This is a genomic window from Flavobacterium algicola, from assembly GCF_022399565.1.
Taxonomy (GTDB): domain Bacteria; phylum Bacteroidota; class Bacteroidia; order Flavobacteriales; family Flavobacteriaceae; genus Flavobacterium; species Flavobacterium algicola.
Window position 1 is genome coordinate 214,987 of record NZ_JAJTUT010000002.1, and the last position, 18,875, is coordinate 233,861.

An 18,875-nucleotide genomic window follows, 5' to 3' on the forward strand; every position below is an offset into this window, starting at 1 on the left:
ACTTCAGGATTTTTATTAGCCATGTTAGAACAGCGGAGCAGCATTAAAAAAATCTCGATACACTTCACTGTTTGGGTAAGACGTATCGAGAAGTTTCTATTTTATTAATTGCAGCTTACAAATTTCATTCTGATGCTACTTTTAAAATTTTTTATGGCTTAGCAGTGGTGTTTTTTGGACTAACATAATTATAATAGGCTCCACACAATTCTTGTCCTTCGGCATCATAAAACCAAGTTTGTACCATTGCTGGTCCTGCCGGCAGTTTTATAGTAAAGACAGCACCATCAGATTCAGGAACGACATCCTTACGTTCGTCACTATAGGTTTTATTACCATTCCAAACGCGAATTCTAGCCGAACGTATAGGTAGTGGTTTTCCATAAGTAAGGGCATTGCTAATTGTCGTACGAAGTGGATTCTGAAGTCCAGAAGTTACTGTAGTTTCATTTGCAATATCACTGGGCCAACGTCGTAGGTCAAAAGTATAGTCATTGGCTTTTGCAAATGTTACCGCATTAAAACCATTAGCTTTCAATCCGCCTGCGATCAATGTTTGATTCCATGGTGGAAGTCCAGCGTCCATGTGCCAATCATGTCCAAATAGACATATAGAAGGTTCTTCTGGCGATCCTATAATAGGACGTGCGTAGTCGGATGCATTTGCACTGACTTTAGTCCACCATTTTTCGTAAGCGTTTTGGAGTAATTTGATAATTGTACTGTATTGACCAGATGTTGCTGTGTTAGCAAGTAGATCTTTCTTTTGTTGAAGATCTGCTTTAATGTCATATAATTCCCAAGGAGCAGTAGCCGATGTTCTCATTAGTCGCCATTTATGCTTGATCGATCCAGCAGCATCCAATTCGTCCTTCATAATACAAGCTTCCTTATATTTCACCAAATTATCTAGCCGTTGGTTGTCAACTATCAATACTCTTGTTCCAAAAGCAACATCTTTATTTTTAGTTTTTGTATCCAATAGCATTTTTACGCTACGGCCCGCTAAGACCGCTCTTGCAGGTCTATTGGTTACATCATGCAAGTTCAACACATCCATGAATGTAGGTAAGAGGTCCATTTCAGTAATCATACCCTCAATATCTCGGGACGTAGCTTTGGTTCCACCATAACCACCATCTGCCCAACGGACTACACAAGGTACGCGGTGACCCGCTTCATATGAGGTTGCTTTATCCCCTCGCAATCTAAAATTTGCAATTCCATTATCTCCAAGAATGAAAACCACCATCGTATTACTAGCCATGCCAGAATCATCAAGAAATTTCATTATTCGCCCAACGTTCTTATCCATATTTTCGATAGTTGCTACATGTGGGCTTACGCCTTTCCTTGCGTCTGGCGGAGTATCGTTTGGTTCATGGGCATCATTATAAGGTAAATAAACAAAAAATGGCTCTTTGTCTTTTTGTTTGGCCTGCATATAATCTATAGCCTGAGTTGTAAAATAGTTGGAGGTGAATGCCTCTGGAATACCAAAATGTTTGGCAGCACCGGGAAGGTTCGCATTTTCATCTGTAAGCATGACGGGTTTATCATCATTAAAAACTATTGATGGTGCTGTGTTTCGAATGCCCCATGGCGCTGGTTGTTGTTCGATACCACCTCCTTGAATCATATCCACCCTCTCAAAGCCACGATCTTTAGGACGGAAAGGATAGCTTTCCCCAAGATGCCATTTTCCAAATAATGCAGTACGATAGCCATTGGCTTTAAAAACATCCGCCATGGTTACTTCATCTTTATTCATAAAATAACGTCCCATAACGGTATGCCATACACCGACCTCATTATCATCGCGACCCGTCATTAATTGTGAACGACTAGGCGAACAGGTTGGAGCAACATGAAAGTCGTTCAATCGAACACTTTCGCCAACCAATTGATCAATATGTGGCGTTTGAGGTGAACTTTCGCTTTGGTTATAATAACTGTAATCACTATAGCTCAAATCATCTGGCATAATAATTATAACATTGGTTTTCTGGGCGAGAATACACATTGGCATCATAGCTAAAACTAATAGCGATAAAGTCAGTAACAATGGTTTTCTCATTTTTTGTTCTTTAATAGCAATCATAATTTGTGGTTAGTTATAGTTAGGTTGCTCTCATGATGAGGTTTGTGGTTGCAACCAATTAAATTTAAATAAGTAAAAAGTCTTTTAGTAGGTATCAGGAGCCCATTCCGGAATTCCTTTTTCTTTTAACTGCTTGTTGTAGCGCAGGTGCAATGGTTGATCTTCTACTTTAGCCCGGTTTTCATTTACCATTAATGGTACAGAAGCTTTCCACCAATTGTCGTATGGCGTTTTAAATGTTGCAACAACCTCTGGATGTTTTTCGAATACATTTTGAGTTTCTCCGGGGTCAGTAGCAATATCATATAGTTCGTTATTATTGACAAATCGCCATTTTTGATTGCGTACCGCAAATGTTTTATATTCTGATTCATTGACCATTCCTGTATCCCAGCGTCCACAATGTGTAAAAAGCAAACGATCTGTCCAATTTTCTTTTTTGTTTTCTAATAAAGGAAGTAAAGAACGACCTTCTAAGGATTGCATTTTTTTTGGTAATTTAGCTCCCGTCAGTTCGGCAAAAGTTTGGTAAATGTCAATTTGAGCTGTTAGCTCATTAATATCTTTACCTTCTGCAAGCACTCCTTTCCAATACCAAAAAAACGGAACGTGGTTTCCGCCTTCATGTGGTGAGTTTTTAGCTCCTTTTAAATTGGCATTAAAGTGAGATACTTTTTTTCCATTTAAAGTACCCGATAAATGAGTAGCACCGTTATCTGTAGTAAAGATCACCAGCGTATTATCTAATGAATTCCATTCGGTCAACTTTTTCATTAATAGAGCAAAATTGTCATCAATATTTTCAATCATACCATACCTTCCTGCTGTTCCATCATCGTATCCCATTTCTAGGAAACGTTTTTTATAAGATTCTGGCGCGACAAGTGGAGCATGTGGTGCATTTAGAGCGATGTAAGTAAAATAAGGTTCCTTTGCATCAATTTTCTTTTTGGTCCAAGCCAAAGCCGCATCAAAGAATAAGTCTGTACAAAAACCTTTGGTTTTAACAATAGTTTCATTGTGGAGTAATACATTATCAAAGTATAAATTTTCCTCATTGGGTGGGAAATCGCCATAACGTGTTTGTCCAATTCCGCCTCCTCCGTGAATTAATACTTCGTCAAAACCTCGGTTGCCAGGTAAATATTCGTCTGCATCACCGAGATGCCATTTTCCGAAAATACCTGTCGTATAACCAGCAGTTTTTAAAGCTTGTGGCAGCGTAAAGATATCCAAAGCCATTCTCTCACGCTCTAAAATGGTGTGTGTAACGCCCGCTCTAAATTCATGACGTCCGCTCATGATAGCCGCGCGTGTAGGAGCACATGTAGGACTCACATGATATTCTGTAAAGCGTGTCGCTTTTTCGTAGAATTTATCAATATTTGGTGTTTTTACTACTTGATTTCCCATGCAGGAAAAGTCGCCCATCCCTTGGTCGTCTGTCATTACAAAAATGATATTTGGTCGACTATTTTTTAATTGAGAAACTTGAGCTTTTGAAATTAAGGGAATGCTTATTATTAATAGAGTTAAAATCTTGGTTTTGATTTTCATTGTATTTATTGGTTTTTATGGGTTTATTCAACTGACAATTATGTGTTATCAGTTGGGCCGTAATTTATTTGATAAAAAGTAGATGATAACATTTAAACTTAATAGAAATTCTAAAGCGTCATCGATCTGTTTTGTGTATGTTCTTTGACAAGCGGTAATTTCAAAATTATGGAAACAATTACAAAAAGCTTTCCTCTAATAGACCAAAATATTGCTCAGAACGTGTTATTACTCACTTCTAATGATGCAATTGTATTTCGCTTTTGCTAATTTACTTTTGTTTATGGCCTGCCTCAAAGTATCTTAGAGTTTGCAGGAATGTAAATGATTGATTTAAGTAAGTACTGTTCATAATCTAAAATGCTACAATTTACTATAGGCAGCGCTATTTTAAAACTATAACCTTAATGTTATATTTTGCCCTTCCGTGTTGATTTAGCACTATGACGTTCTTAGTTAATAATGCTTTAAAATTTTAAACTACTATCGCATTTCTAAATAACTATGAGTTTATGGTCTTTATTACAGTTATAATAAATTTACTAACGCAATATTATTGCATTTTAATAATTATATCTATATTTGCAACAAAATTGCATTAAGAGTTGCTACATGAAAAAACAGTCAGTATTAGATTTAGATATTATCGGGGCATCGAGTGCCATGTTATGCTTATTACATTGCGTACTTTTCCCAGTTATAAGCATGTTACCTCTATATTTTTTAAACAATAAGTGGATTGACATGTTTTTTGTTCTCATATCGATAGTTGTGGTTTCAAAAATAGTAAGTAGTAGAGCAGCAAGAAGGATTAAAATGATACTAAGTAGCTCGCTGCTTTTTCTGTTAATAGGCGTTTTGTTAGAGGCTATTTTTGAAATTGATACTCCTCTGGTTTTAATTGGCGGCATCGGGATGTTTATCGGGCATTTACTAAACTATAAATCACATTCGAAATAAGATGATAAGTAAGAATCAAGACAAAGCAGATGAAATAGGGGATAACCATATAGGAACATCTACAGAAACACCCTTACGTAGCGATGCTTTCGCTAAAACCGATGAACAAAAAATGGAATCCATAGCTTTTCATTATCAAAAAATAATGGAAGAATTGGGATTGGATCTAAATGATGATAGCTTAAGCGGCACGCCTTATCGCGTAGCAAAAATGTACGTCAAAGAACTTTTTTCGGGCTTAGACCCAAAAAACAAACCAAAAATATCAGTTTTTGATAATAAATACGAGTATAATAAAATGCTGATTGAAAGCGACATTACGTTTAATTCCTCTTGCGAACATCATTTTTTACCCATAATCGGCAAGGCGCATATTGGTTACATTTCGTCAGGAAAAGTGATTGGATTGTCAAAAATGAATCGTATTGTGCAATATTATGGGCGTAGACCCCAGGTACAAGAACGAATGACGATGCAAATTTTTAACGAATTGAAAACGGCTCTTCAAACTGATGATGTGATTGTGGTAGTCGAAGCCGAGCATTTGTGTGTTTCTACCCGTGGCGTGAATGACAAATCAAGCAAAACAACTACCATAGAATATGGCGGACAATTTGGTGAAACTCAAATTCGAAATGATTTTTTAAAAATGATTTAAAAACCAAATCAAATGAAAACGACCATTTGTAGAGAGGCTCATTTTAATGCCTGCCATAGAATGCACAATCCTAATTGGACTGACCAGAAAAATGAAGCCGTATTTGGGGTATGTAATAATGTCAATTACCACGGACATAACTTTAGACTTATTGTAAAAATCACGGGCGAAATAAATCCAGAAACGGGTTATGTAATGGATATGAAAGTATTAGGAACGATTATTAAAGACGAAATAGAAGATCGTTTTGATCATAAAAACCTCAACTTGGACTGTCCTGAATTTAAAGACAAAATAGCTTCTACCGAAAATTTTGCTTGGGTCATTCATTCCATAATTAAAACAAAAATATCTGCTGATCTGAAGCTGAAAATCATTTTGTTCGAAACCAATAAAAATAGTGTTGAGGTCGAAGATTAGTAAAAAAGGATTCTTATGCCCCATAAGCTTTCTGTTACCTATCCGTAGAGATTTTTTATCTCCGACATAACAAAGGTACTTTGGGTACTCCCTATGCTTTTTACGGCCCCCAATTTATTAAACACAAAATCCTGATAATGCTTCATGTCTTTAGCAAAAACTTTCATTAAAAAATCGTAATCCCCTGATATATTGTAACATTCGACAATTTCTTCTATTTTCATAATATCACTGACAAACTGATTCCCAATAGTTCGATCGTGTTGTTTCAATTTGATATTACAGAAAACAATGAATCCTCTATTTAATTTTTCGGCATCAAGAAGTGCTATATATTTCTTAATATAACCATTGTTTTCCAGTCTTTTGATTCTTTCAAAAACTGGCGATGCTGATAGATTTACCATCTTAGCTAGTTCTTTAACCGTGTATTTAGAATTATCGTGAAGTATATTTAGTAACTGAAGATCAACGTTGTCTATCTGCTCCATAGAATATTTTACTTTAAAGAGGTTTAATTAAATTAAAAAAAGAATAATAATCTTCAAATATAACAAAAATCGATACAGAAACCTTATTTAAGTCGCAACTAAGATTTAGCAACCTGTAAAACTTACTTTTGCAGTATAAAAGTCTAAAAAAAAGTGCACATTGAAGAAGTTATTAAAAATTTTAAGTAAAGTAGGATTCGACGGCTTCCTATTAATGATAGGTGCTATGATTCTGCTCGCCTATTTTTTTCCGCAGCCAGGCATGATCAAAGAACCGGTTTCGCTCGAAGACATTGCCAGTGTAGGCGTGTCGTTTATTTTTTTGTTTTATGGTTTACGACTGAGTGTTGAGAAATTAAAAACTGGGCTTGCCAACTGGAAAATGCACATTGTTGTACAATTGACAACTTTCTTGCTTTTTCCACTCATTGTTTTAGCACTTCGTCCCTTGTTTGTCAACGCTGGCTTCGAGTTGCTTTGGCTAGGTGTGTTTTTTCTGGCCGCTTTACCGTCTACAGTTTCCTCTTCTGTTGTCATGGTTTCTATTGCGAAGGGTAACATTCCCGCAGCCATTTTCAATGCTAGCATTTCTAGTTTGATTGGCGTTGTTGTTACGCCACTCTGGGTTGGACTGTTTATCGCTTCTGCAACAGGCAATTTTGATATCATTACTATTGTCATCAAATTAATTTTTCAAGTTTTGCTACCTGTAATCATTGGCATCAGCTTAAACTCTCGTTTTGGCGCAATGGCTGAAAAATATAAGAAACAGCTCAAATATTTTGATCAAGCAATCATCCTTACCATCATTTACACCTCGTTTTGTAAGTCATTCTCCGAAAATCTTTTCGATAGTTTCACTGCCTTGGAACTTGCCGGACTCGCCACAGGAATGATGTTCTTGTTTTTTGTAGTATTCTTTTGTGTTGGACTAATCAGTCGTTTGCTTGGTTTTTCAGATGAAGATCGTATCACAGTCTTATTTTGCGGGTCTAAAAAGTCTTTGGTACACGGAACGGTTATGTCAAAAGTACTCTTTCAGCACAGTTCCATCACCGGCATCCTTTTGTTACCACTCATGCTTTATCATGCTTTGCAATTGATTGCTGCGAGCATCATCGCACAACGTATGGCTCGACGAAAAGATGAATAAATTTTGTTTATGCCCTAGTTTGAAGGAAGGCGTTTCTAAATTTATTAGTTTCAAAAATAATGTGTTTTAAAGCATTTCTCTTTAATTCTAAAAATTTTAGTCACAGATATAAAAATTCAAAAGGATTAATTCTAACTAACTTCTCTTTTGAGTTAATCGTATATTCTAGTCGCTTCACCAAGTTAGCAACACTATCGTTAAAGTCCCAAAAACACTTTCTTAAAATCTGTGCTACTCTTTTTGATCTGTGGCTAATTATGGCGTTCCCACGTCCAGATTTTTAGCATAAAAACCCAATCTGTGAACTTTAAATTCATAGATTGGGTTTATTTTTTAATTCGTAGACTTGTTTCATAAACGCTACGGATAGAGGATTCTAAAAAAAGATCCCATTTCCTAATTACGCATTGGACTAAACACCAAATTCTTTACGTATAATTTTTGCTCCTGCGCTTAATGCATTTAACTTGCCTCTAGCTACGTCCCGAGATAATGGAGCCATACCACAGTTAGTAGATGGGTAAAGATTTTCGATATTTACAAACTCAAGCGCCTTACGTAGGGTAGCGGCCACTTCTTCGGGGGTTTCAATCGTATTGGTTGCCACATCAATTGCACCTACCATCACTTTTTTACCACGAACGAGTTCCATTAAATTATAGGGCACATTTGAATTGTGGCATTCTAGTGATACAATATCAATAGCGGAATTTTGAATTTTAGGAAAAATTTCTTCGTATTGACGCCATTCAGAACCCAATGTGTTTTTCCAATCATTATTTGCTTTTATTCCATATCCATAACAAATATGTATCGCCGTTTCGCAAGTTAAGCCTTCAATAGCTCTTTCTAGTACTTCCATTCCCCAATCGTTTACTTCATTAAAAAACACATTAAATGCAGGTTCATCAAACTGTATAATATCCACCCCTGCATCTTGAAGTTCTCTTGCTTCCTCGTTAAGCGCTTTTGCGAATTCCCACGCCAGTTTCTCCCGACTTTTGTAATGGTCATCGTATAAGGTATCCACCATTGTCATGGGGCCAGGCAATGCCCATTTGATAGGCTTATTTGTTTGTTTTCGTAAAAATTTTGCATCATCAACAAAAACTGATTTTTGACGTGCAACCTCACCTACAACAATGGGAACACTCGCATCATAACGGTCACGAATTTTTACAACCTTACGATTTACAAAATCCACACCGCTCAGATGTTCGATAAAAGTCGTAACAAAATGCTGACGTGTTTGCTCACCATCACTAATTATATCAACTCCAGCCAATTGTTGTTCCTGTAAAGAAATACGCAAAGCATCTTGTTTTCCTTCATATAACTGATTTCCTTCTAATTTCCAAGGTGACCAAAGTTTTTCAGGTGGTGCAAGCCAAGAAGGTTTGGGTAAACTTCCAACAATTGAGGTGGGTAACACTAATTTCTTCATAATAATATATTTTTAAGGTGTTGATGTAGGAATTAAAGAGCGAAATTGGCAGACCATTGTTCTAATACGCTTTTGTGAGGGGTAATGAAATGTTCTTCTGCAAATTTACCTTGTTCAATTGCCAACTGAGAACGCTCTTCTCGGTTGTATACTATTTTAGTTAAAGAGTGGTCTTGGTTTTTTAAACTAGGTTTATAATGCTGACCAGCTACAGAATTGGCATTATAAATTTCAGGTCTATAAATCCTTTGGAACGTTTCCATTGTACTAATAGTGCTGATTAGTTCCAGGTTTGAATAATCATTTACTAAGTCGCCAAAGAAATAAAATGTCAATGGAGCAACAGTGTTTGGTGGCATAAAACAACGAACCTGCAAGCCCATTTTTTTGAAGTATTGTTCCGTTAAAGAAGACTCGTTGGTTTGGTATTCAAAGCCTAATATTGGGTGGTGGTTTCCTGTACGATGGTATGTTTTGCTGTCAGATACACTCAAACAAATAACAGGCAGTTTAATAAAGTTCTCTTTGTAAGTTTTCGAATTCACAAAAGATTTAAATATGTTACCGTGTAATTCACCAAAATTATTAGGAATGCTATAGTTATTTTTATCCTTGTTATGCTCCGAAAGTAATATGCTAAAATCGTAATCACGTATGTAAGAAGAAAAATTATTTCCAACAATACCTTCAATACGTTTACCAGTTTTATGATCAACAATATGTGTTTTTAAAATCTCAATTGAAGGGAATGTTTTACCATTACCATCAACATCCAAATGAACAGAAACAATTTCTAATTCAACTGAATAACGATCATTATGAGGATTATCCCAATTTGCCAAACTATTAAAACGATTATTAATCATTGTAATGGTGTTGCGTAAATTTTCTTGACGACTCGCTCCTCTTGCCAAATTGGCAAAGTTGGTTGTTGTACGAGTACTGTCTGATGGAATATAGCTTTCGTTAAAATAGATACTCTCTAATTTAAATGCAAAATCATTTTTGATTGTACTCTTCGTATTTTCAATAGCTGCCTTTTCGTTTAATTTAAAATTCTCTTTTACGTTTGCTGTCATTTGATATAAATATTTAGTTTTTTTCTCCTGCAAAGTTTATAATAATAGATGAATAATTTTTATTAATGGAGAAATTAGGATAAATATTCGTTTTTGATTTAATTTAAAAGATTATTAATCTTTTTAAATTGATATTAGTAGAAATATCAGATAATTATCCTTTAGTGATCATAGATAAAACTGATTTGGAATTGCCTATAGCACTTACAAAAATTGCTGGTATAAAAAATTCCAAATATTTATTCACTAATTATTTAGACAAAAAAAAGAATAATTTTCCTTGTATATTTTTTAATAGGTGTTCTTTTCTATCCTAAAAAACTCTCGCTTCCTCATGGAAATAGTAATTATATAATCGATAATAATTTCGAAGAGGTTGGGGAGGTGAATGACAAATTATTATCACAACATATTCATATTAATGATTTATTATAAAATTGAGGTAGCTATTGTTTTTATCATATTTTAAGTGTCTGCAATGCTCAATAAAAGTGTTCGAAATAATATTATAAGGTTAATGCAGTTTGCCAATAGTCGCGAAATCCAATCGGCTTTTGAAGTTTATATTATCGAAGAAGAATAGAAATCGACAGTTATTAGAAACGAAGGTTTGATCGAAAAAAAAGGAAGCTACATTATAGTTCTTGACTATAATAAAATAAGCGGGATGAAAAATTAGAATTCTTATTATAACAGTTCTCAGCAACGGAGAAGGAATAAAAATTAGAATAAAATAAAGAACCCCGTAAACAATAGGTTTACAGGGTTTTTTGTGGAGTCGCCGAGAATCGAACTCGGGTCCAAACAAGCAATTAAAAGGCTTTCTACAGGCTTATTTCCTGATTAGATTTTCGATAACAAGCTAGGCCAGAAACAGCCACTTATTACTTATCTTCTTAATTTTGAAATCCACCCGAAGCTCATGGAAATCTAGGTCTATTTTTACGGTTCTCCTGAATAGAACGCCACAAACCAAGGCTTTCAAGGAGAATCCAGCTTTCCTATCTGATAGGAACGTGGCGTAATCGTACTATAATTCGGATTATGCAGCTAAAGCGTAGTTATTTTCGCCGTTTAAAATGGTGAGATCTTATATTAACGAGCAAGGTCTCAATGCTCGGCCTGCTTACATCTCAATTCGACTTGCTGTCAAAACCAGTCGACCCCAATGTTTATTGCAAAAAAATGCGTGTGCAAAGATATTCTTTTTGTGTGAATTACAGTTTACTTCATCTTATTATTTCTCAAAAAAAATATTTAGTAGTTTACTCATCATCTAGTTTAAAAGGATAGTCACCAAATAAAGGAGAAAGATTGCGCACTTTATAAGTCAATCGCGTAAATTTATTAGATAATGCTATTATCGTTACTTTCTCATTTGGTAAAGTAATATATGATGATGTATTTCCGTGCCACCAACCGTTATGGAAATAAAAGTTTTGGCCAGTTTCCCAATTAATCATTCGCATCCCCAAACCATAATTGTTTTTACCTTTGTGCTCGTTGCTATAACCTACAAAAGCTTTTTTAAGTAATTCAGGTTTAAAGAATCCAGCATCATTTCTACCCATGTCAAATTTTAACAAATCTCTAGGAGTAGAGTAAATATTCTTATCACCATAAATAGCATCCAAATAATCCCAATAGTAAAGTGAAAAATCACCTCTATAAGAAGGGTTTGCTGTTTGTCTGTTTTTGTCATAATCAAAAACATAAGTATCATTCATTCCAAGCGGTTTGAAGACAATAGTTTTCATTGCATCTCTGTAATTTTGCCCTGTTACTTTTTCGATAATTAAAGCTAAAATAGCATAGTTTGTATTGCAATAGCTGAAACGCGTATTCGTTTTAAATTCTAAATTGATATTTTTTGTTATCAGTAAGGTGATAATATCTTGATTTTTTAAAATTTTGTGACGATCCCAAATTATTTTTTTATCTGTAAAATAAGAGTAATTTCTAATTCCAGAACGATGATTTAGCAATGTTTCTACTGTCACATCAGGATAAGGAAATCCTTTAATTAAAGTAGTTACCTTTTGATCTAATAATAATTTTTTCTGATCAACTAATTTTAAGACGGCAGTTGCGGTCATAACCTTTGATACCGATGCGATATGAAGGGCACTTGTGCTCGTCATAGGAGTTTTATCTTTTTTATTAGCTAAACCAGCATATTTTTCGTAAATAATTTGCCCATTTTTAGCTACCAAAAAACCTCCATTCATACTGCCATTAGGCCAGTTTTTTAGGTAAAATTCATCGATTGGTGCTTTTTTGCTATTAATGTATTCTGTTGTAAGCTTTGCGCCCTCTTTTGCAGTGTATTCTTTTTTAACCGAATCATCATTCGAACTTAAATCTGAATCATTCTTTCCTTTGCAAGATGTAAAAAGGAATAAGAGCAACAGTAATTGTGGTATATTTGTGTTTTTTATAAGAGTCATTATAATAGTGCTAGAGAAACAAATATAAAGAATCAATATCTTTTGAAGCGTTATTTTGGGTTACATTTAAGATTTTTTTTTGAAAACAATTGTTGACCTTGCTATCTTTTTGAGATTCAATGTTTCACAAGTTTTCTATATTCCATTTGGCTTTTATGAATTAAAAACTATAGCTGCAACAAAAGCAGCTCCAAGAATATTTTTGCTTTTTTGCGAGTATAAAATGTAATACATTAATAAAATAAGACACAACAGAGATATGAAGTTTGCAATTTTAAAAGAAAGAAAAAATCCACCCGATCAAAGAGCTGTATTTTCACCAGAGGCATTAGCGCAAATAAAATTGCAATATGCTGATTTTGATGTTACTGTTGAAAGTTCTGAGCATAGAATATTTAAAGATGAAGAATATAAGTTTGCTGGAATTGATGTTGCTAATGATATTAGTGATTGTGCTATTTTGTTGGGTGTAAAAGAAATTCCAGTAGAGTTCTTAATACCTAATAAGTCCTATTTTTTATTTTCTCATACAATTAAGAAACAACCGCACAATCGACTTCTTTTAAAGGCAATCATTGAGAAAAATATAAATTTGTATGACTATGAGTTGGTAGCAGATGAAAATAATCGAAGATTGATTGGCTTTGGTCGCTTTGCAGGTTATGTTGGTGTGTATAATAGCATACGTGCTTTTGGGTTGAAATTTGGGTTGTTTAAATTACCCAAGGTAAATACTTTGAGCGGGAAAGAGGAGATGATTCGTCAATTGAAAAGAATTGTTTTACCGCCTCTGAAATTTGTGATTACCGGAAAGGGTAAAGTGGGTAAGGGAGCGAAAGAAATTTTAGACCTTATTAAAATTAAAGAAGTGACGCAAGAGAATTATTTGACCAAAAAATATTCTCAATCTGTTTATACACAACTCGGCGTTTCTGATTATTATAAAAGAAAAGACGATTTACCATTTGATTTTGAGAATTTTAAGGTTAATCCACAAGTTTATGTGTCTAATTTTGAACAATTTGCAGCAATCTCAGAAATTTATATCTCAGGTCATTACCATGCTCCAGAATCACCCGAAATTTTGTCACGCGACATTTTAAAATCAGAAAAGTGTAATATTAAAGTAGTTGCAGATATCGCTTGTGATATCGACGGTCCTATTGCCTGTACACTTCGATCCTCCTCTATAGAAGAACCTTTTTACGGCTATTTGCCATCTGAACATAAGGAGGTCGATTTCTTTCACCCTGCAGCAATTGTTGTAATGGCTGTGAGTAATTTACCAAGTGAATTACCTAGAGATGCTAGTATAGGTTTTGGAGAAATGCTTGTAGAGCATGTTATACCAGCTTTTTTTAATAATGATAATGACGGAATTTTGCAAAGATCGCAAATCACTTTAAACGGAAAACTGATGCCTCGATTTGCTTATTTAGCGGATTACATTGAATAAATATATAGAAAAAAAAACAGGCCTCTAACAATTAGAGCCTGTTTTTTAAATTTAGAAAGTATATCAATTGACCATTTTATTGTATTTATCCATCATCTCATTGCCTTTTTTTGTTTTACCAGTTTTAATTAAAGCAGCAGCATATCGATAATAATAGACGGTATCTAACTTTTTATTTGCATCAAAAAGTTTGTCGTACCACTTTACAGCCTTTTTCATTTCATTTTCGAAATAGAAATAATCGCTCAATTTGGTGTATAAAACAATTGATTTGTATCCCTTCTCTGCAACTCTTTCATAAGTCTCATATACTTTTACATAAGCGTATTGAGGCCTAACTCTGTTTGGGTCGCTACTTGCTTGCTCGTATACTGCATATTTTTTAAAATTGGCTACTTCTTTTTCGAGCAAATCTTCATCCATTTTGGTGTCTTCGATAATTTCATTTTTCTGATTTAAGAAAGTGTAATGTATAATCGGCATGGCATCGTCTACGCTCTCAACGTTTATATTATTTTCAGATACAGCGAGAGTATTAGTTGTACTTATTAGGAGTGATTGAGATATTTCTCTTTCACTAACTTCTTCTTTATACATAGGTACAATAAGTTTTTGAGCAGGCATTGATACTCGTAATGTAGAATTTATAACTTGCGGTGCGTTATTGTTCCCTCGTGAATTATAATTATTGTCGTCAGTGTGAAGACCGTCATTAAGTATTGTACGACCATATCTGTCTTTTTCTGTTGTACTATTAGTTCCTTGATTGCCAGTTAAATTTCTTTCGTTCGAATTAGTGTTTATTTGCTTTTTAATTCGACTCGCTTTCTCTTGATCATACTCAGATAGTTTAGGAGGCACAGTTCTCTTAGTACGAGAAGCATATAATCTGTCAGGCTTAATTCGTTCTTTTACATATACAGGTGTGATTATTCTTTGGTTATTAGGTCCTAAATCGACTTTACTAACCAAACTTAAATCAGAAACAGAGTAAATTGTTTTAGAACCACCAAAGCGATCATTTATTATCTCTTGAACTCTATAGAAATCTATTCTTTTTTCCTGACTATAACTGTGGATTGCGAAAAAATGTAATGAGAATAATAAAAGTACAGTAGGTGTTTTCATTACAAAAAAGGTAATTTTATAAGTAAAGGAACTAGTATTACAATGAAATATATTAGAATATTTCTTGCTAAAGTAACTCAATTTAATAATTAGCCATAAAATTATCTACGAACGTATAAAAAATACGACAACTGACAATTATTTTGTAATATGGAGTAAAATATTGATATTTATTGGATTACGTTTGAGATAAATAAGTGATTTTAAATTACTATTCTTCAGAAAGACTACTAAATTTTTCTATTAGAGCATCTCCTTTTTTTGTGTTTCCTGACTTTTTTAGTGAAGCTCCATAGCGATAAAAATAGACAGGATCCAATTTGGTAGTCATATTAAATAGTTCAGTATACCAGCGAGCTGCTTTATCAAATTTATCACTAAAGTAGAATGAATCCGCAATTACTCTAAATACATAAGCTGACTTATATCCTTTATCCGCAATCCTTTCGTATGTGTCGATAATGTTGACATAGACAGAGGTAACTTTCTCACCCGTTTTTACGGCTTTTGCAGCTTCAGTTTTTTTAATATTCGAAATCAAAACAGCCAATGCTGCTTTTTCTGCCGCTTCATCAATTTCCACAGCTGCGGAATTACTCTCAATTTCTTCAATATAATTTGATTGTTCAATTTCAGCAACTATTGGTTCAACTTTTCCCACGGGAGTAAAATAAGGTTTAGATGTTTTCTTTACTTCAGCGACAGCATTTGGTTTTTTTACTGCACTCAAATCATTTCTATTCACTTTCTCCTCAACTATTTCAGCTGATTTTACTGCTGTAAATACCGGACTTGAAGCTCGTTTTATGGCTACAGGTTCAGCAGGTATAGCAACCGGAGCTACTGCTATAGGAGCAACTTTTTTTGGTTCAATAACCACTTTTGGTTTTGCTGGGAGTACCGGCTTTGGAGTAGGCGCTTTTTTTACTGCTACTGGTGGAGTTGGTTTTGCAACAGTTGCCACTATTACTTTTGGAGCTGGCTTTGGTTCAGGTATTTCTTTTTCCACAGTAACAGGAGTTATTATTACTGGTGTTTTTGGTGCTACGGTACCTCTGGTCTTTCTTTCGCCGTCGGCATAACTTTTCTCCGTAAAAGTTTCTTTTTTGTAGATAGGCGTAATTGTTCGAATGTTGTCAGGTCCAAGTTCATCACTACTAATTAGGCTTAAATCAGAGACAGTATAACTCGTCTTTTTTCCTCCAAAGCTTTGATTAATCACTTCCTCAACTTGGTAGTATAATACTTTTCGAGTTTCTGTAGTAACAGTTGCCTTATTATTTTGACTAGAAACTTCTGTTGTTGCTAATCCACTTAAAAGCAATACTGCTATTTTTACTTTATTTTTCATACTAATTTTGGTTGAATCCTTGTAGAACTCATTTGACTTTTGTCAGAACTAAATTTTAAACCTACTATATTTTTTTAGAGAAGGTATTCATTAATTAATGGTGTACCCATTATATTTTCCTGAAATATTTTTACTCTTGTAATACTAATCGGCTAAATTACCAAAAAAAAAGCGTTTAAAACAATTGTTTTAAACGCTTTCCAAATTTTACAATTTTGAACTAGAATTTGTAACTGTATCCCAATCGAATAACTTGTGTCTCATTATAATCGTTACTACTGTAATAAAAGCCATTGCCTTGTATCTCCTTTTTGGTAATTAAAGTATTTAATAAATCTGTTGCATTTATAAAAAAGGCTCCTTTACCATTCTGAATAGTTTTTTTAAGACCAAGGTCAATGGAGAATCGCGATTTTACTTTTCCTTGCGGAATAATGTCTGGAGCCAAATATACAGCGGTCATTTGTAAATCAATTTTTTGCGGAAATTTAAAATTGTTATTCCATTTTAAATTTCCAGAATAAGCAACTTGTTTCTCTGCAGAAAATAGGTGAGTGCTTGGGTATTTGTTTTTAATGGTAAACGCATCAATTTGATTTCGATACGTATTTATATTAAGGTTAAAATTATAAATTTTACTAATCTCTTGAGATAAAACGAGCTCGATTCCGCTATTAAAACTTTTATTTACATTTTGAAAAGTAGCATATATTATAGCACTTCCAGATACTGTACTCGAAATTCTTGTAATGGTTCCATCTGCAAACCGATGGTAAAGAGCGCCGTACAAACTTCCTTTTTCCCAAGCATTTTTATAACCGATTTCAACTGAATTTGTAAATTGCGGTTTCAAAGCAGGATTTCCCACCTTTATAATTTCTGCATCATCATATTTAGGGAAAATTCGAATATCCACCTCGCTAGGTCTGTCGACACGTCGATTAAAAAATGCAGATACCTTGTTATCATCGTTTATTTTATAGGCCAGCCTCATATTAGGAAAAGGTTGGGTGTAAGTATAGCCATCACTTTTATAAGTAGAGTGATTCGGATTTACGATATAATTTAAGTCCACGTACTCTAATCGTAAACCTAGTTCTGCTTCCCATTTTATACTTTCAAAAATATAATTACCATAGACTGCAGGAATAAATTCTTTGTAGGTTGCAGGACCGCCAGCATCGGCATCTATGACAGAGTTTTGTCCAGGAATAAAATTCATATTGGTCGGAATATTTCTTTTTCTAAATTTTAAACCAGTTTCTATTCGACCATTTTTTAAAGGTGCTACATAATCTACATTTAAATCATAAACCGTTTCATCGGAAAGCAACTTAAATGAATCTGTACCCGTTGAGCCTATTAAGGTATTATCGTAAAAATATTTTTCATCCTCTCTATGAAAAGTATAATTTAAACCAATAGTAAGTGATCTTCCAGCTTCTTTAAATTTATGTTGATAGGAAGTAGAAGTCATTACAGTGGTCTTTAATTCATCTTCTAAGAATTGCCAAAGCCTTCTGCGCTCTGTAAAATCGACATTAAAAAATGGTTGGTCGCCTCTATCAATTATTTTTTCACTTCCAAACATTCCAGATATGGTTAATGTATTTTGATCAAGAATATTGATATCCAAGCCTGTCTTTATGGTTGTAAAATGCGTATTTCTGTTTCGTTTTAATTGAGAGTTAATAATATCGCCATTGTCGTACGTTCGGGTTACAAATTCATTTTTATTCAAAGTTTCAGTATAGAGGTGATCTCCCTGAAAGAAGGCGTTGATTTTATTTTTGCGATAATTTAGTGAAAGTGAAGGGTTAATTTTAGGGGTTAAAGTATATTGAGGGCGAATAGTTGGTAAGTTCTCTTTTCGAACCCATAATGATCCTAAACCAGAGGTTAGCCCAACATTTCCGTTAAAACCTTCTTTTTTATTTTTTTTGTAAATAATATTAATTATTCCAGCATTCCCATTTGCGTCATATTTGGCGGATGGATTATTGATAATTTCTATCTTTTCAATAGCAGATGCTGGTATATTATCCAAACCACTTTGACTCCCAAAGCCTGTTAATGCTGTCTGTTTTCCGTCGATTAGTACCATTACCTTGTCACTTCCTCTAAGCTGGACTTTGCCATCTTGTACTGTAATACTAGGTAGATTTTGCATCGCTTGTAAAACAGAACTTCCAGATTGAGTAATATTATCCGCCACCGAAAAGGTTTTCTTATCCATTTTAGCAGAAACCTCTTGAGGTTTTGCCGTTACGATGACTTCCTCTAACGAATTAACATTCTCAGATAATTCAATTGTTTTTAAATCTAAGTATTCGGTAAGTGTTCCCACATATAAATCCTGCAAATAAGTTATAAAACCTATTGATGAAACTTCAATTTTATATTTCCCAGATTTTAAATTGGTCAATGTAAAGCGTCCCATTTCATCTGTAATTGTTCCCATCATAAAAGTATTTTGCGATGTTTTTAATATAATATTTGCATACGGTAAGCTAGTTTTTGTAGTTTTATCTGTTATAACTCCTGTTATGGTTACGGTTTTATTTTGTCCCCAAGATGTAAAGGTCATTAGTAGAGAAGCGAAAAGGAATTTTAAAAAATGGTCACTCATA

14 protein-coding genes and 1 other RNA gene are annotated in these 18,875 nt (G+C 34.1%); 5 read left to right on the top strand and 10 right to left on the bottom strand.

Annotation, left to right across the window (positions count from 1 at the left end; translation table 11 throughout):
* Window positions 1-151: 151 nt before the first annotated feature.
* Together LXH21_RS07730 and LXH21_RS07735 are read right to left on the bottom strand one after the other, a co-directional pair.
* The gene (locus LXH21_RS07730; protein ID WP_239864254.1) at window positions 152-2,077 is read right to left on the bottom strand and encodes a sulfatase-like hydrolase/transferase; all 1,926 of its coding nucleotides are present in this window, start codon (window positions 2,075-2,077) and stop codon (window positions 152-154) included.
* A 108-nt stretch (window positions 2,078-2,185) separates the two neighbouring features.
* Window positions 2,186-3,658 carry an arylsulfatase gene (locus LXH21_RS07735; protein ID WP_239864256.1) on the bottom strand — a complete coding sequence of 491 codons (1,473 nt, stop codon included), beginning with the start codon at window positions 3,656-3,658 and terminating at the stop codon, window positions 2,186-2,188.
* A 612-nt stretch (window positions 3,659-4,270) separates the two neighbouring features.
* Here LXH21_RS07735 and LXH21_RS07740 point away from each other — a divergent pair.
* The 3 genes from LXH21_RS07740 to LXH21_RS07750 are packed head-to-tail and all read left to right on the top strand — an operon-like array spanning window position 4,271 to window position 5,696.
* Window positions 4,271-4,618: a MerC domain-containing protein gene (locus LXH21_RS07740; protein WP_239864258.1), complete on the top strand. Its 348-nt coding sequence runs from the start codon at window positions 4,271-4,273 to the stop codon at window positions 4,616-4,618.
* Window position 4,619: 1 nt separating this feature from the next.
* Window positions 4,620-5,276, top strand: a complete 657-nt coding sequence (gene folE / locus LXH21_RS07745; protein ID WP_239864260.1) for a GTP cyclohydrolase I FolE — start codon at window positions 4,620-4,622, stop codon at window positions 5,274-5,276.
* A gap of 12 nt (window positions 5,277-5,288) precedes the next feature.
* A complete protein-coding gene (locus LXH21_RS07750; RefSeq protein ID WP_239864262.1) occupies window positions 5,289-5,696 on the top strand; it encodes a 6-pyruvoyl trahydropterin synthase family protein in 408 nt (135 codons plus the stop codon).
* Between the two features lie 38 nt (window positions 5,697-5,734).
* Here LXH21_RS07750 and LXH21_RS07755 read toward each other — a convergent pair whose 3' ends face one another.
* Window positions 5,735-6,187 (bottom strand): Lrp/AsnC family transcriptional regulator, encoded by a 453-nt coding sequence (locus LXH21_RS07755; RefSeq protein ID WP_239864264.1) that lies wholly within the window; start codon window positions 6,185-6,187, stop codon window positions 5,735-5,737.
* A 160-nt stretch (window positions 6,188-6,347) separates the two neighbouring features.
* On the opposite strand from LXH21_RS07755, the gene LXH21_RS07760 reads away from it, so the two are divergent.
* The gene (locus LXH21_RS07760) at window positions 6,348-7,340 is read left to right on the top strand and encodes a bile acid:sodium symporter family protein (RefSeq protein WP_239864266.1); all 993 of its coding nucleotides are present in this window, start codon (window positions 6,348-6,350) and stop codon (window positions 7,338-7,340) included.
* A 412-nt stretch (window positions 7,341-7,752) separates the two neighbouring features.
* Here the strand turns inward: LXH21_RS07760 and LXH21_RS07765 are convergent, their stop codons facing one another.
* The 4 genes from LXH21_RS07765 to LXH21_RS07780 form a co-directional block, all read right to left on the bottom strand.
* Window positions 7,753-8,784 (bottom strand): methionine synthase, encoded by a 1,032-nt coding sequence (locus tag LXH21_RS07765; protein ID WP_239864277.1) that lies wholly within the window; start codon window positions 8,782-8,784, stop codon window positions 7,753-7,755.
* Window positions 8,785-8,816: 32 nt separating this feature from the next.
* Complete coding sequence (locus LXH21_RS07770; RefSeq protein WP_239864279.1) at window positions 8,817-9,863, bottom strand: DUF1852 domain-containing protein; 1,047 nt, start codon at window positions 9,861-9,863, stop codon at window positions 8,817-8,819.
* Between the two features lie 770 nt (window positions 9,864-10,633).
* Window positions 10,634-11,030: a transfer-messenger RNA gene (ssrA, locus tag LXH21_RS07775) on the bottom strand.
* 98 nt (window positions 11,031-11,128) lie between these two features.
* Window positions 11,129-12,310: a serine hydrolase domain-containing protein gene (locus LXH21_RS07780; protein ID WP_239864281.1), complete on the bottom strand. Its 1,182-nt coding sequence runs from the start codon at window positions 12,308-12,310 to the stop codon at window positions 11,129-11,131.
* 259 nt (window positions 12,311-12,569) lie between these two features.
* Between LXH21_RS07780 and LXH21_RS07785 the strand changes: the two genes are divergently transcribed.
* Window positions 12,570-13,766, top strand: coding sequence for an NAD(P)-dependent oxidoreductase (locus tag LXH21_RS07785; protein ID WP_239864283.1), 1,197 nt, complete (start codon window positions 12,570-12,572; stop codon window positions 13,764-13,766).
* A gap of 63 nt (window positions 13,767-13,829) precedes the next feature.
* On the opposite strand, the gene LXH21_RS07790 is transcribed toward LXH21_RS07785, so the two are convergent.
* From LXH21_RS07790 to LXH21_RS07800, 3 genes are all read right to left on the bottom strand, one after another.
* The gene (locus LXH21_RS07790) at window positions 13,830-14,894 is read right to left on the bottom strand and encodes a tetratricopeptide repeat protein (protein ID WP_239864285.1); all 1,065 of its coding nucleotides are present in this window, start codon (window positions 14,892-14,894) and stop codon (window positions 13,830-13,832) included.
* 211 nt (window positions 14,895-15,105) lie between these two features.
* On the bottom strand, window positions 15,106-16,245 hold the full coding sequence (locus LXH21_RS07795) for a hypothetical protein (RefSeq protein ID WP_239864287.1): 1,140 nt from the start codon (window positions 16,243-16,245) through the stop codon (window positions 15,106-15,108).
* 220 nt (window positions 16,246-16,465) lie between these two features.
* Window positions 16,466-18,874 carry a TonB-dependent receptor domain-containing protein gene (locus tag LXH21_RS07800; RefSeq protein ID WP_239864289.1) on the bottom strand — a complete coding sequence of 803 codons (2,409 nt, stop codon included), beginning with the start codon at window positions 18,872-18,874 and terminating at the stop codon, window positions 16,466-16,468.
* Window position 18,875: the final 1 nt, after the last annotated feature.

Excerpts from the sequence above, each read along its gene's own strand:
- LXH21_RS07750 (WP_239864262.1), top strand. The coding sequence starts at position 5,289 with ATGAAAACGACCATTTGTAGAGAGGCTCATTTTAATGCCTGCCATAGA.
- LXH21_RS07785 (WP_239864283.1), top strand. The coding sequence starts at position 12,570 with ATGAAGTTTGCAATTTTAAAAGAAAGAAAAAATCCACCCGATCAAAGA.
- LXH21_RS07770 (WP_239864279.1), bottom strand. The coding sequence starts at position 9,863 with ATGACAGCAAACGTAAAAGAGAATTTTAAATTAAACGAAAAGGCAGCT.
- LXH21_RS07765 (WP_239864277.1), bottom strand. The coding sequence starts at position 8,784 with ATGAAGAAATTAGTGTTACCCACCTCAATTGTTGGAAGTTTACCCAAA.
- LXH21_RS07780 (WP_239864281.1), bottom strand. The coding sequence starts at position 12,310 with ATGACTCTTATAAAAAACACAAATATACCACAATTACTGTTGCTCTTA.
- LXH21_RS07755 (WP_239864264.1), bottom strand. The coding sequence starts at position 6,187 with ATGGAGCAGATAGACAACGTTGATCTTCAGTTACTAAATATACTTCAC.
- LXH21_RS07730 (WP_239864254.1), bottom strand. The coding sequence starts at position 2,077 with ATGAGAAAACCATTGTTACTGACTTTATCGCTATTAGTTTTAGCTATG.
- LXH21_RS07800 (WP_239864289.1), bottom strand. The coding sequence starts at position 18,874 with ATGAGTGACCATTTTTTAAAATTCCTTTTCGCTTCTCTACTAATGACC.
- folE (WP_239864260.1), top strand. The coding sequence starts at position 4,620 with ATGATAAGTAAGAATCAAGACAAAGCAGATGAAATAGGGGATAACCAT.
- LXH21_RS07795 (WP_239864287.1), bottom strand. The coding sequence starts at position 16,245 with ATGAAAAATAAAGTAAAAATAGCAGTATTGCTTTTAAGTGGATTAGCA.
- LXH21_RS07740 (WP_239864258.1), top strand. The coding sequence starts at position 4,271 with ATGAAAAAACAGTCAGTATTAGATTTAGATATTATCGGGGCATCGAGT.
- LXH21_RS07735 (WP_239864256.1), bottom strand. The coding sequence starts at position 3,658 with ATGAAAATCAAAACCAAGATTTTAACTCTATTAATAATAAGCATTCCC.
- LXH21_RS07790 (WP_239864285.1), bottom strand. The coding sequence starts at position 14,894 with ATGAAAACACCTACTGTACTTTTATTATTCTCATTACATTTTTTCGCA.